This window comes from Actinomadura chibensis NBRC 106107, assembly GCF_001552135.1.
Lineage (GTDB): Bacteria > Actinomycetota > Actinomycetes > Streptosporangiales > Streptosporangiaceae > Spirillospora > Spirillospora chibensis.
In genome coordinates, this window is record NZ_BCQP01000001.1 from 1 (window position 1) to 13,113 (window position 13,113).

Genomic DNA, 13,113 nt, shown 5'->3' on the forward strand with positions numbered 1-13,113 from the left:
TCGAGGGCGTCCATCCGGTCGGCGACCGGGACGGTCTCGTCCGCGAGGCGCCGGGCGAGCCGCTCCACGGTCGGGCGGTCCTTGCCCGGCACCGCCTTGGCCGCCCGCGCGAACAGCAGTGACCCTTCGGTGAGCATGAGTTCGACGTCCTGGCCGCGCGGCACCTTGATCTGCGCGTCATGCCGCCAGTGCGCGATCGGGTCGCCCCACGCCTCCACCCGAAAGGACCACGACCCCACCGCGGTCGGGGTCACCCGACCCGCCCACCGGTCCGACCCCGGGGCCACTTCGGCCATCGGCACACCCGGCAGCTCCTCGCCCTCCGGCGTCCGCAGCACCACCGCCGCGCCCAACCGCTCGTGCCCCTCCCGGAACACCGTCGCCGACACCTCGACCGTCTCCCCCGCCACCGCCTTGGCGGGCCACCGCCCACACCCCACCACCGGCGCCACATCGAGGATCGGGACGCGACCGAGCCTCGGAATCCCGGTCCCGCTGGACGTCCCGGACTCGTCGTGCATATGGCCTCCTCTACCCGTGCGGGAATTCCGAAACGTCCATGCCCGCGAACCGGCGGATACCCCCTCCAAACCACCGATAACTGTGTGCGACGCGCCGTTCACGCAACCCCGGCTGTCGCGTCCGCGCCGGGCACCGCATAGCGTGACGTTGCGTGAAGGCAATCCGACGATTCACGGTCCGGACCGTCCTCCCGGAGCCGCTCCGGCAACTGGAGGAGCTGGTCCTCAACCTGCGCTGGTCCTGGCACCACGAGACGCTCGACCTGTTCCGCGCGGTGGACCCGGCGCTGTGGAAGGCCGTCCACCACGACCCGGTGCGGCTGCTCGGCGAGGTCGCGCCGGAGCGGCTCGCGCGGCTGGCGGACGACCGTCGGTTCCTGCGCCGGCTCCAGGACACCGCCGAGGACCTGCACGAATACCTGACCGCCCCCCGCTGGTACCAGGCCAGGCGGGACACGCCGAAGGCCATCGCCTACTTCTCGCCCGAGTACGGGATCACGGCCGCGCTGCCGCAGTACTCCGGCGGCCTCGGCATCCTCGCGGGCGACCATCTGAAGACCGCGAGCGACATGGGCGTCCCGATCATTGGGGTAGGACTTCTCTATCGGCACGGTTACTTCTCGCAGTCGCTGTCCCCGGACGGCTGGCAGCTGGAGCGCTACCCGCCGATCGACCCGAACGGCCTGCCGCTGACGCTGCTGCGCGAGCCGGACGGCGCGCCCGTCCGCGTCGCCGTCGGGCTGCCGAAGGGCAAGGGCCTGCACGCGCAGGTGTGGGTCGCGCGGGTCGGGCGCGTCCCGCAACTGCTGCTCGACTCCGACGTCGAGGAGAACGACCGGTCGGCGCGGGACGTCACCGACCGCCTGTACGGGGGCGGCGGCGACCACCGGCTGCTGCAGGAGATGCTGCTCGGCATCGGCGGCGTCCGCGCGATCCGCGCGTACTGCCGCGTCACCGGGCATCCGGCGCCGGAGGTGTTCCACACCAACGAGGGGCACGCCGGGTTCCTCGGCCTGGAGCGCATCCGCGAACTGGCGGACGAGGACGGCCTGAGCTTCGACGAGGCCCTGGAGGCGGTCCGCGCGGGCACGGTGTTCACGACGCACACGCCCGTCCCGGCCGGGATCGACCGGTTCCCGCGCGACCTGATCGGCCGCTACTTCGGCGGCTCGAACGAGGAGGAGCGCGTCCCCGTCGACCGGATCCTCGCGCTCGGCGCGGAGGACTACCCGGGCGGCGACCGCACCGTGTTCAACATGGCCGTGATGGGCATGCGGCTGGCGCAGCGCGTCAACGGCGTCAGCGAGCTGCACGGGCGGGTCAGCCGCGAGATGTTCGGCGGGCTGTGGGGCGGCTTCGACACCGACGAGGTCCCGGTCGGGTCGATCACCAACGGCGTCCACGCGGGCACGTGGGTGGCCAGGGAGATCCTGGAGCTGGCCGCGCGGGAGCTGCCGTCGATCGTCGAGTCCGGGCAGGGCTGGGAGGAGGTCCGCACCCGGCCCGGCACCGAGCTGTGGCGGATCCGCGGCGTGCTGCGCCGCCGCCTCGTGCTGGAGGCGCGGCGGCGGCTGCGCGAGTCGTGGCGGCAGCGCGGCGCGAGCGAGGCCGAGGTGGCGTGGACCGACCACGCGCTCGACCCGGACGTGCTGACGATCGGGTTCGCCCGGCGCGTCCCGTCCTACAAGCGGCTGACGCTGATGATGAGCGACCCGGACCGGCTCCGCGCCCTCCTGCTGGACGAGGAGCGCCCCGTGCAGATCGTCGTCGCGGGCAAGGCGCACCCGGCGGACGAGGGCGGCAAGCGGCTCATCCAGGAGATCGTGCGGTTCAGCGGGCGCGAGGACGTCCGGCACCGGATCGTGTTCCTGCCCGACTACGACATGGCGCTCGGGCAGCTCATGGTGCAGGGCTGCGACGTGTGGATGAACAACCCGCTGCGGCCGCTGGAGGCGTGCGGCACGTCCGGGATGAAGTCGGCGCTGAACGGCGGGCTGAACCTGTCGATCCTCGACGGCTGGTGGGACGAGTGGTACGACGGCCAGAACGGCTGGGCGATCCCGTCCGCCGACGGCCTCGCGAGCCCCGACCGGCGGGACGAGCTGGAGGCAGCCGCCCTCTACGAGCTGATCGAGGACCACGTCGCCGTCACCTTCTACGACCGCGACGCGAGCGGCCTGCCGCGGCGCTGGCTGGAGATGGTGAAGCACACGATCGCGACGCTCGGCCCGAAGGTGCTCGCGTCCCGGATGCTGCGCGACTACGTCGACGAGCTGTACACCCCGGCCGCCGCCGCGGCGCGGGCGATGACCGCCGACAAGTTCGCGGGCGCCCGCGCGCTCGCGGCGTGGAAGCAGCGGGTCCGCCGGGCGTGGCCGGACGTCGCCGTCGAGCACGTCGAGTCGGACGGGGCGGACAGCCCGCAGGTCGGCGCCCGCCTCACCGTGCGGGCCGTCGTCGCGCTCGGCGGACTCGACCCCGACGACGTCGCCGTGGAGGTCGTGTACGGCCGCGTCGACGACTCCGACGCCCTCGTCGCGCCGTCCTACCTGGAGCTCGCGGAGGGGGAGCCCGCCGGGAACGGGCGCCGCCGGTACGCGGGCGAGGTCCCGCTCGGGCGCAGCGGCGCGTTCGGCTACAGCGTCCGCGTGGTCCCGAACCACCCGCTGCTGTCGGGCCGCGCCGAGCTCGGCCTGGTCGCCCTGCCGCCCGCCCCGCCCGGCATGACGAACGGCGACCTGCGCTAGACCGGCAGGGGCTCGTCGTCCTCGGCGGGCGGGTCGGGGAGCTGCCAGGCCGCGACGACCAGCGGCAGGACGAGGTGCGTCGCGAGCAGGGCGATCAGGATCAGGAAGAGGGCGGCGCCGGGGATCTGGGACTCGCGGCCGTCCCGGTCGGCGACGGTGGTCGCCAGCAGGACGGCGACCATCACGGCGGTGGTGGCCCGGTGCGCCGAGGCGAACGCGCGGAGCCGCGCGGTGAGCTGCCGTTCGTCCAGCTCGCGCTCCCGCCTGGACGTCACGCCGCCGGTCAGCGCGATGAGCTGGCCGCCGAGCGGGAACCCGGCCACCACCAGCACGCCGAGGACCACGAAGTTCACGATCACCGCGGTGTCGCTCGGGGCCAGCGCCCAGGAGACGGCGGCGTCCACCCAGAGCAGGCTCAGCGTGACGGCGGCGGCTCCGGCGAGGACGCGGCGGGGACGGCGGCGGGCGTAGCGGGCGGGCATCCGCCGCGCCAGCTCCTCGTCGAGGGCGGCGAGGCGGGCGGCGCGCCTGCGCCGGGACCGCTCCAGCCGCCCGGCGGCGCGGTTCGTCATGACGGGTCTCCGATCCTCGGGAAGGGTTTCAGCGAGAAGACGACCTCGACCGGCACCTCGAAGTAGTCGGCGATGCGCAGCGCGAGGTGGAGGCTGGGGCTGTACTCGCCCCGCTCCAGGTAGCCGACCGTCTGGTAGTGGACGCCCAGCGCGGCGGCGAGGTCGCGGCGCGACACGCCGCGCTCGGCCCGCAGCACCGTGATCCGGTTGTGGACGGCCTCCTTGTCGGCGGACGGGTCGGCGGCCTCCTTGTCGGCGGGGGCCTTGTCGGCCTTGCGGATCATGTGGCCCGCCTCTGGGCCACCGGTTCGCTCATGGACACCCCCGTACGGGTACTTGGATCATTCGCCGTATCACTGCGGCTCTTGATAGTAGAAGTACTACATCTCATCGCAGACGTGCAAGCCGCTGGACGGGAGCGCCCCGCGGTCAGTCGGTGTCGGCGGGCTCTCCGGCCAGGGCCTCGTAGGCGGGGGCGAGGACCTCCGCCAGACCGCGGCGGCGGATCTTCACCGGCGGCGGAGGGACGACCTGGAGCACGAGGCCCGGCGGCGCGGGCGGGACGGCCGGCCGGTCGCGCAGCCCCGCGAGCCCGGACGGCGGCGTCCAGAACCCGGCGGCGGTGAGCGGCTCGTCGGCCATGTCGAGCGGGTCGGGCTCCACGGCGGAGTCGCGGCGCAGCGACGAGAGCAGGCTCTCGCGGCCCCGCCCGTTCCACAGCAGGATCAGGAAGGGGTCGTCGTCGAACTTCTCCGCCAGCAGGTACAGGACGGCGGCGGCGTGCTTGCACGGGTCGCCCCAGTCGGGGCAGTCGCACATCAGGTGCAGGTCGGACGCCTCGCCGGGGAACAGCGACAGCCCCAGCTCGGCGAACACCCACTCGATCTCCGGCGGCATCTCCCCGGCGAGCAGCCGCGCCTTGAACACCGCGCGGGACGCGAGCTCGCGCTCCACCGCGCGCCAGCCGTCCGGGTCGATGGCGTCGATGCCGAGCGCCACCTCGTACGGGTCGGGCGCCGTGCCGCGCACCCGCGCCGTCACCTCGTAGGGGGACACCTTCAGGTCGAACACGTTGCCCTTGCGCGCGTACGTCCGGCCGCGCTGGAGGCGTCCGGCGTCGGCGAACGACTCGACCAGGTCGATGAAGCGGCGCGACCACCACCGCGCGCCGATCGAGCCGCGCCTCGTGCGGGCCCGGAGGCCCTCCGGCTCCTCGGACATCAGCCGCTCACCGCGTCGGGGGACAGGCGCAGGACGTCGCGCAGCTCGGCGACCGACAGCTCGGTCAGCCAGTCCTCGCCGGTGCCGACGATCGAGTCGGCGAGGGCCTTCTTGCGCTCGATCATCTCGTCGACGCGCTCCTCCATCGTCCCGACGCAGATGAACTTGCGGACCTGGACGTTGCGGGTCTGCCCGATGCGGAACGCGCGGTCGGTCGCCTGGTCCTCGACGGCGGGGTTCCACCAGCGGTCGACGTGGACGACGTGGTTCGCGGCCGTCAGCGTCAGGCCCGTCCCGGCCGCCTTCAGCGACAGCAGGAAGACGGACGGCTCGGCGTCGCCCTGGAACCGCTGGACGAGGTCGTCGCGCGCCTGCTTGGACGTCCCGCCGTGCAGCCACAGCACCGGGCGTTCGAGCCGCCCCGCGAGATACGGCTGGAGCATCGAGCCGAACTCGGCGTACTGGGTGAACACCAGCGCCTTCTCGCCCCGGCCGAGCACCTCGGCGCAGATCTCCTCCAGCCGTTCGAGCTTGCCGGACCGGCCGGGCAGCCGCGAGCCGTCCTTGAGGAGCTGCGCCGGATGGTTGCAGACCTGCTTGAGCTTCGCCATCGTCGCGAGGACGAGCCCGCGCCGCTGCGTCTCGTCGGCCTCGGCGATCTGCTGGAGCATGTCGTCGACGGTCGCCCGGTAGAGCGACGCCTGCTCGGCGGTCAGGTTGCAGTAGACCTTGATCTCCTGCTTCTCCGGCAGGTCGGAGATGATCGAGGTGTCGGTCTTCAGGCGGCGCAGGACGAACGGCTGGGTGGCCCGCTTCAGCGCGAGCGCGGCCTGCTCGTCGCCGTCCCGCTCGATCGGGATCGCGAACCGCCGCCGGAACGCGGCGCGCGGGCCGAGCAGCCCCGGGTTCGCGAACTCCATGATCGACCACAGCTCGGTGAGGTGGTTCTCGACCGGGGTGCCGGTGAGCGCGATGCGGGTGCGCGCCGGGATGCTGCGGACCGCCCTGGCCTGGCGCGTCCCGCTGTTCTTGAGCGCCTGCGCCTCGTCGCAGACGACCCGCTCCCAGGCGATCTCGGCGAGGGACTCGGCGTCGCGGGTCGCCGTCCCGTAGGTGGTGAGGACGAGGTCGGCGCCCGCCGCGGCCTGGACGAGGTCGTCGCCGCGGTGCCGTCCCGTCCCGTGGTGGACGTAGACGCGCAGCTTCGGCGTGAACCGCGCCGCCTCCCGCTGCCAGTTCCCGACCAGCGACATCGGCAGGATCGCCAGCGTCGGGCCGGGCGCGGCGCCGCCCTCCCGCTCGTGCGCGAGCAGCGACAGGACGGAGATCGTCTTGCCGAGCCCCATGTCGTCGGCGAGCAGGGCGCCGAGGCCGAGGCCGTCCATGAAGGCGAGCCAGGCGAGGCCGCGCTCCTGGTAGGGGCGCAGCTCGGCGTCGAGCTCGTCGGGCGTGCGCATCGGGACGAGCCGCCGGTCGGCCTCCCCGGACAGCAGGTCGCCGAGCGCCCCGCCCGCCTCGACGCTGGTCAGCGGGAGCGCGTCGGCACCCGCGTGGATGACGGCGCGGACCGCCTCCGCCGCCGTCATCCGGCCGCGCCGGGGATGGCGCAGGAAGTCGAGGGCGGCTTCGAGCTGGTGCTCGTCCAGCTCGACCCACTGGCCGCGCAGCCGGACGAGCGGCGTCTTCAACCGGGCCAGCTCCGCGAGCTCCTCCTCGTCGATGCTCTCGTCGCCGATGGCGAGGTCCCAGCGGAAGTCGACCATGGCCTTCAGGTCGAAGCCCGACGACGCCGCCGACCCGGACGACGCCTCGGGGTCGTCGTTGCGCGCCGTCAGCTTCATGCCGAGCTTCGCCTTGCCCGCCCACTGCGGCAGCAGCACGCCGAACCCGGCGGCGGCGAGCATCGGCGCCGCCTGCCGCAGGAAGCGGAACGCGCCCGCCGTGTCGAGCGGCAGCTCGGCGGGGGACGGGCCGTCCAGCGCCGGGGACAGGTCGGGGAACAGCCGCAGCGCGCGGCCGAGGCCGGTGAGCAGCGTCTCCTCGGCGCGCGGGATCGAGGCGGCCTCGCCCTCCCAGACCGTCGCCGCCGGGACGTAGAGGCTCGGGTCGTCGGTGCCCTGGAGCGCGAACTCGACGCGCCACGCGGCCTTCTTCTCGTCGCCCTTCTTCTCGTCGTCGTCGGGGCCGGGCTCGGCGAGCCGGAAGCACACCCGCAGCGGGCCGGACGGGCGGCGCGCGGCGGCGGCCCAGGCGTCCAGCTCGGCGATCAGGTCGTCCGGGTCGTCGCGCGGCTCCCGGGCGACCGCCGCGGACGGCCCGGTGAGCGCGGCGGCCCAGCGCTCGGCGAGCGGCAGCCGCTCGGGGACCTTGCCGCGCCGGGGCGCGAGCAGCGGATGCGGCACCACCCCGCGGACCGCCGTGTCGACCAGCCCGGACAGCGCCTCGCGCAGCACCTCGGCGGCGGGCCGCCCGCCGTCGGCCGCGCGGCAGGCGGCGGGCATCGCGCGGGCCAGCGCCCGGAAGCGGGCCGGTTCGTCCAGCACGGGCCGCCAGCGGGCGACGAGGTCGCCGTCCTCGCGCAGCAGTGCGGGCAGCACCTGCCCCCGCTCCGTCAGCCGGACGGCCTCGCCCGCGACCAGGCACAGGAAGCGCAGGTCGCCGCCGGGGACCACGTCGGCGCTCTCCTCGGCGGCCTGGAGCAGCGCCATCGCGGGGAACGGCTCAAGCACGAGCGCCGGGACGCGCCACATGCGCAGCTCGGGCTCGTCCGCCACCGGCTCGGACCCGAGCTCGGCGGACGGCAGCGGACGCCCCCCGGACGTCGGCAGCGCCATCGCCAACTCCACCCGGATCGCGTTCCGGACGAACGCCTCATACGACGTCCCCGCGAAGTCACGAGTGGCGAAGGGATGCATGTCGTCAGAAGAAAGCCCATACCGCCCTGTTTCTTGTGGGGGGTCGACCCCCCACACCCCCCGGGGTGGCGCTCCGGCCCGGTTCCCTCCACTCCGCTGGCGCTCCGTTCCGGGAACCGGGCCGGAGCGCTCGGCCCACAGGCACAGCGCACCGCCATGCCAGGTGGCGTGGGCGACGAGCATGGTCACCGAAGCTACCAGCAGCCTCTGACGTTTCGTTTCGTGCCCGGCGTCGCGCGGCCGACCGCCGTCACGGTGGCCGCGGACCGTCGCGTTAGGCTCGTGGCGTTTGCCGCCGTTTCATTCCAGGAGGGTCGCCGTGGGCGAGTTCGTACGGGTCGAGGTCGAGGACGGGGTCGCGACGATCAGGCTCGACCGTCCGAAGATGAACGCCCTGAACGCCCAGATGCAGCTTGAGCTGATCGACGCGGCGCGCCAGGTCACGCAGGACGACGCGGTCGCCGCCGTCGTCCTGTACGGCGGGGAGAAGGTGTTCGCGGCGGGCGCGGACATCAAGGAGATGGCCCCGATGTCGTACGCGCAGATGTCGGCGGGCCACTCGCGCCTGCTGCAGGACTTCGCGAAGGCGCTCGCCGGGATCCCGAAGCCGGTCATCGCCGCGATCACCGGGTACGCGCTCGGCGGCGGCCTCGAAGTGGCGCTGACCGCCGACTTCCGCGTCGCGGGCGAGGGCGCGAAGGTGGGGCAGCCGGAGATCCAGCTCGGCATCATCCCGGGCGCGGGCGGGACGCAGCGGCTGTCCCGGCTGATCGGCCCGTCGCGGGCCAAGGACCTGGTCTTCTCCGGACGGCACGTCGCCGCCGCCGAGGCCCTCGCGCTCGGCCTGGTCGACCGGGTCGTCCCGGACGACCAGGTCTACGCGGCGGCGAAGGAGTGGGCGGCGACGTTCGTCGGCGGCCCGGCGATCGCGCTGCGCGCCGCCAAGCAGGCCATCGACGCGGGCCTGGAGGTCGACCTGGAGACGGGTCTTGAGATCGAGCGGACGCAGTTCGCCGCCCTGTTCGCCACCGAGGACCAGGCCGCCGGGATGAAGAGCTTCATGGAGGAGGGCCCCGGCAAGGCGACGTTCACCGGCCGCTGACCTCACCAGCGAGATCCCGGGCGTCGAGGACGTCGTCGGCGTAGCGCTCGGTCCACCGGCCGAGGGCGGAGAGCGGGACGAGCAAGCCGCGCCCCGGCGCGGTCAGCGCGTACTCGACGCGCGGCGGCGCCTCGGCGTAGCGGCGGCGGGTGACGAGGCCGTCGTGTTCGAGGCGGCGGAGCGTCTCCGTCAGGACCTTGTGGCTGATGCCGCCGATCCGGGCGCGCAGCTCGCCCGGACGCAGCGGGCCGTCGCGCAGCGTCCACAGCACGACGCCCGTCCAGGTGCCGGACAGCAGGTCGAGCGCGAGCCGCGTCTGGCAGTCGGCGGTGAACTCGGTGTCGTCCATGTCTCCCCCCGGCGCGATTCTGCCGCGTCCGATAGGCACCGGGCGGTGCGGAACGGACCGCCTAGCGTCCCGTCCGACGGTAGTCGAGACGGGAGGACGTCATGCGGATCGGTGTGCTGGGCGCGGGCAACATGGCGGAGGCGCTCGCCACGCAGTGGGCGGGCAAGGGGCACGAGGTGCGGATCGGCGCGCGGACGCCCGCGAAGGCGGTCGCGCTGGCGGAGCGGATCGGCGCCGGGGCGACCGGCGGCACGCTGCGGGAGGCGGCGGAGTTCGGCGACGTCGTGCTGCTCGCCGTGTGGCACGAGGGCGTCCCGGACGTCCTGCGGCAGGCCGGGCCGCTCGCCGGGCGCGTGCTGATCGACTGCACCAACCCGATGGAGCCGCCGTTCGCGGGGCTGAAGACCGACGGCGGCCCGTCCGCCGCGCGGCGGATCGCCGACGCGACCGGGGCGCGGGTCGTGAAGGCGTTCAACCTGTGCCACGAGAGCGTGTGGCGGATGGCGCCGCCGGTGTTCGGCGGGCGTCCGCTGGGCGTGCCGCTGTGCGGGGACGACGCGGACGCGCTCGCGGCCGTCCGGACCCTGGTCGCCGACCTCGGCTGCGTCCCGATGGACGGCGGCGGCCTGGACCGGGCGGGCCTGCTGGAGGCGGCCACCGCGTTCGTCGTCGGGCTGTGGGTCGCGGGCGAGGACCCGCGGGCCATGCTGCCGCCGCCGGAGCGGGCCGTGGGCGAGCCCGTCCGCACGTCCGACATGACCGCCTAAAACGTTATTCGTTTCTTCGGCGAGCCGCGTGGCCGCGCCAACACGGGCCGCTAGCATCGGCCGCCATGCGGCACGCGTATCGCACGGCGCTCGTGACCGGGGCGTCCAGCGGGATCGGGGAGAGCTTCGCCCGCGTCCTCGCCGCCCGCGGCACCGACCTCGTGATCGTGGCGCGCCGGACCGGCCTGCTGGACGACCTCGCCCGCGAGCTGGTCGAGCGGTACCGGGTCGCGGTCGAGGTGCTCGCGGCCGACCTCACCGACCTCGCCCAGCGCGCCGAGGTGGAGGGACGGCTCCGCGCCGACCCCGTCGAACTGCTCGTCAACAACGCGGGCCACGGCGCTTTTGGAGCGTTCGCGGACACGCCGCTGAACGACCACCTTGCGCAGGTGGAGTTGAACGTCACCGCGCTGGTGCGGCTCACCCACGCGGCCCTTCCGGGGATGGTCGAGCGGCGCCGGGGCGGGGTGCTGAACGTCGCGTCGATGTCGGGCTTCGCGCCGTCGCCGGGGAGCGCGACGTACGGGGCGACGAAGGCGTACGTGGCGTCGTTCTCCGAGAGCCTGCACTCCGAGGTGGCGGGCAAGGGCGTCCACGTGACGGCGCTGTGCCCCGGCTTCACCCGGACGGAGGACGACGTCCCGTCCAACATCCTGTGGCTGCGCCGCGACGACGTGGCGCGGGCCGGGCTGGAGGCCGTGTCCGCCGGGCGCGCCCTCTGCATCCCCGGCGTGCAGTACAAGGCGGCGTTCCCCGCGTTGCGGCTCGTCCCGAGGCCGCTGCTGCGCGCGGCGGTGAACCGCGTGTGGCAGCAGGCCGCCGGCACGCGGTGACGGATCGCGGTGACGGATCGCACACGCCCCACTTTGCTCGGACCTACAAAACTCGGCGCGCGCTGATTGTCGCGGAGGCGACTTGACGCGGGTCGCGCGCACTGGCGACGATCGAACCTACGGTTGAGTAGGTTCGTGAGTATGGCCTGCTGGCAGCCCCTGTCACGTGCCGCGCGCCCGGCGGCACCGTCCGGTACGTCAACGTCGTCCAGCGAAGGAAACGCATGTCCGTGACCCCCGAAGAGAAGCTCCAGACCGGCCTCCTGCTCGACCTGGAGCCGGTGGTCGAGAAGGAGCTGAACCGGCACCTGTCGATGGCCAAGGAATGGTTTCCCCACCAGTACGTGCCGTGGAGCGAGGGCCGCGACTTCGACGGTCCGCTGGACGGCGAGCCCTGGTCGATCGAGCAGTCGAAGCTGAGCGTCGAGGCGCGCGAGTCGCTCATCGTCAACCTCCTCACCGAGGACAACCTCCCCGGCTACCACCGCGCGATCGCCACGGTGTTCGGCCGCGACGGCGCCTGGGGCACCTGGGTCAACCGCTGGACGGCGGAGGAGAACCGGCACGGCATCGCCCTGCGCGACTACCTCACCGTGACCCGCGCGGTCGACCCGGTCGCGCTGGAGCGCGCCCGTATGCACCACATGGAGGCGGGCTACGAGGCCGACCACGGCGACTCGTTCCTGCACGGCGCGGCGTACGTGTCGTTCCAGGAGCTCGCCACCCGCGTCTCGCACCGCAACACCGGCCGGGCGTCCGGCGACCCGCTCTGCGAGCAGATGATGACCCGGATCGCGGCCGACGAGAACCTGCACATGATCTTCTACCGGAACCTGATGGCCGCCGCGCTGGAGGCCGAGCCGAACGCGACGATGCGGGCGATCACCGACGTCGTCACCGAGTTCCAGATGCCGGGCCACAGCATCGACGGCTTCATGCGCAAGTCGGTGATCATCGCCAACGCCGGGATCTACGACCTGCGGCTCCACCACGACGACGTGCTCGTCCCGGTGCTGCGCAAGTGGAACGTGTTCGACCGCACCGACCTGTCCGGCGACGGGGCGAAGGCGCTGGAGGAGCTCGGCGAGTTCCTGGAGGGCCTCGACGCCGCCGCCACGAGGTTCGAGACGCGACGCGAGGAGCGGCGCGCCCGCCAGGCCGCCCGCCGGGGCTGACCGGCTCGGGCCACCGGCTCGGGCGATCAGCCCGATATGTCCGGAACGTCGGCCCGGTTTCCGGCGTCTAAGGAACCATGGGGACGCATCGGCGACTGGGCGGCTATCGGTTGCTGGACGAGATCGGACGGGGCAGCACCGCCGTGGTGCACCTCGCCATGGATCCCTGCGGCCGCGAGGTCGCGGTGAAGGAGCTCAGGCCCGAGTTCAGGGGGGAGCCGGAGGCGATCGCGCGGCTGGCGCGGGAGCTGTCCGCGCAGGGGCGGGTGCGCAGCGAGTACGTCGCGCGCCTGCTCGACGGGCGGGTCACCGCCGAACGGCCGTACGTGGTCATGCAGTACGTGCCGGGCTGCCCGCTGAACGACCTCATCTCGGCGTACGGGCCGCTGCGCCGCGACCGGCTCGCCCGGTTCGCGCGGCGGCTCGCGCTCGGGCTCGCCGACGTCCACGACGCGGGCGTGCTGCACCGCGACGTGGCCCCCGGCAACGTGATCGTGATGGGCGACCGGCCCACGCTGATCGACTTCGGCATCGCGCACGAGGCGGGCGCCGAGCAGCTCACCAAGCGCGGCATGGTCGTCGGGACGCCCGCCTACCTCGCCCCCGAGCTGATCGAGGGCGAGCGCGCCACCCCCGCCTCCGACGTGTTCTCCTGGGCCGCGACGGTCGCCTGCGCCGCGACCGGGCGGCCGCCTTTCGGACGGGGCTCGCTGCACGGGGTGTGCTTCCGCATCCTGCGCGGGCAGGCCGATCTCGACGGCGTCCCCGAGCCGCTGGCCGGGCTGCTGCGCGGCGCGTTCCGGCGCGATCCGGCCCGGCGGCCGACGGCGCGCCGGCTCGCGGGCGCCCTGGCCGAGGGACGCGGCGGCGCGTCCGCCGCGTGACGGGCGCCGGATCCGCGGGGACGCGAT

General features: G+C 73.9%; 12 protein-coding genes. 6 read left to right on the forward strand and 6 right to left on the reverse strand.

Going from position 1 to position 13,113, the window contains the following annotated elements:
• The coding region (locus tag ACH01S_RS00005; RefSeq protein WP_157406262.1) for a maltotransferase domain-containing protein at window positions 1–521 on the reverse strand (521 nt) is incomplete at its 3' end.
• A gap of 152 nt (window positions 522–673) precedes the next feature.
• On the opposite strand from ACH01S_RS00005, the gene glgP reads away from it, so the two are divergent.
• A complete protein-coding gene (gene glgP / locus ACH01S_RS00010) occupies window positions 674–3,268 on the forward strand; it encodes an alpha-glucan family phosphorylase (RefSeq protein ID WP_067883738.1) in 2,595 nt (864 codons plus the stop codon).
• Here glgP and ACH01S_RS00015 read toward each other — a convergent pair.
• From ACH01S_RS00015 to ACH01S_RS00030, 4 genes are all read right to left on the reverse strand, one after another.
• Window positions 3,265–3,840, reverse strand: coding sequence for a hypothetical protein (locus tag ACH01S_RS00015; RefSeq protein WP_067883740.1), 576 nt, complete (start codon window positions 3,838–3,840; stop codon window positions 3,265–3,267). The two genes, glgP and ACH01S_RS00015, sit on opposite strands and share 4 nt — an antisense overlap.
• Window positions 3,837–4,124: a helix-turn-helix transcriptional regulator gene (locus tag ACH01S_RS00020; protein ID WP_083980053.1), complete on the reverse strand. Its 288-nt coding sequence runs from the start codon at window positions 4,122–4,124 to the stop codon at window positions 3,837–3,839. Before ACH01S_RS00020 ends, ACH01S_RS00015 begins: the two co-directional genes overlap by 4 nt.
• A 145-nt stretch (window positions 4,125–4,269) precedes the next feature.
• Complete coding sequence (locus ACH01S_RS00025; RefSeq protein WP_067883742.1) at window positions 4,270–5,061, reverse strand: SWIM zinc finger family protein; 792 nt, start codon at window positions 5,059–5,061, stop codon at window positions 4,270–4,272.
• Entirely contained in the window at window positions 5,061–8,159 is a 3,099-nt protein-coding gene (locus tag ACH01S_RS00030) for a DEAD/DEAH box helicase (RefSeq protein ID WP_067883743.1), read from the reverse strand. The genes ACH01S_RS00025 and ACH01S_RS00030 overlap by 1 nt, the downstream gene beginning before the upstream one ends.
• 136 nt (window positions 8,160–8,295) lie before the next feature.
• On the opposite strand from ACH01S_RS00030, the gene ACH01S_RS00035 reads away from it, so the two are divergent.
• A complete protein-coding gene (locus ACH01S_RS00035) occupies window positions 8,296–9,078 on the forward strand; it encodes an enoyl-CoA hydratase/isomerase family protein (RefSeq protein ID WP_067883745.1) in 783 nt (260 codons plus the stop codon).
• Here the strand turns inward: ACH01S_RS00035 and ACH01S_RS00040 are convergent.
• Window positions 9,065–9,427: a winged helix-turn-helix transcriptional regulator gene (locus ACH01S_RS00040; protein WP_067883746.1), complete on the reverse strand. Its 363-nt coding sequence runs from the start codon at window positions 9,425–9,427 to the stop codon at window positions 9,065–9,067. The genes ACH01S_RS00035 and ACH01S_RS00040 overlap by 14 nt on opposite strands.
• Window positions 9,428–9,528: 101 nt before the next feature.
• Between ACH01S_RS00040 and ACH01S_RS00045 the strand changes: the two genes are divergently transcribed.
• The 4 genes from ACH01S_RS00045 (at window position 9,529) to ACH01S_RS00060 (ending at window position 13,086) form a co-directional block, all read left to right on the forward strand.
• A complete protein-coding gene (locus tag ACH01S_RS00045) occupies window positions 9,529–10,194 on the forward strand; it encodes an NADPH-dependent F420 reductase (protein WP_067883748.1) in 666 nt (221 codons plus the stop codon).
• Between the two features lie 65 nt (window positions 10,195–10,259).
• Complete coding sequence (locus tag ACH01S_RS00050; RefSeq protein WP_067883750.1) at window positions 10,260–11,027, forward strand: SDR family NAD(P)-dependent oxidoreductase; 768 nt, start codon at window positions 10,260–10,262, stop codon at window positions 11,025–11,027.
• 224 nt (window positions 11,028–11,251) lie between these two features.
• A complete protein-coding gene (locus ACH01S_RS00055) occupies window positions 11,252–12,202 on the forward strand; it encodes an acyl-ACP desaturase (RefSeq protein ID WP_067883752.1) in 951 nt (316 codons plus the stop codon).
• Window positions 12,203–12,279: 77 nt separating this feature from the next.
• Window positions 12,280–13,086 (forward strand): serine/threonine-protein kinase, encoded by an 807-nt coding sequence (locus ACH01S_RS00060; protein ID WP_083980055.1) that lies wholly within the window; start codon window positions 12,280–12,282, stop codon window positions 13,084–13,086.
• Window positions 13,087–13,113: the final 27 nt, after the last annotated feature.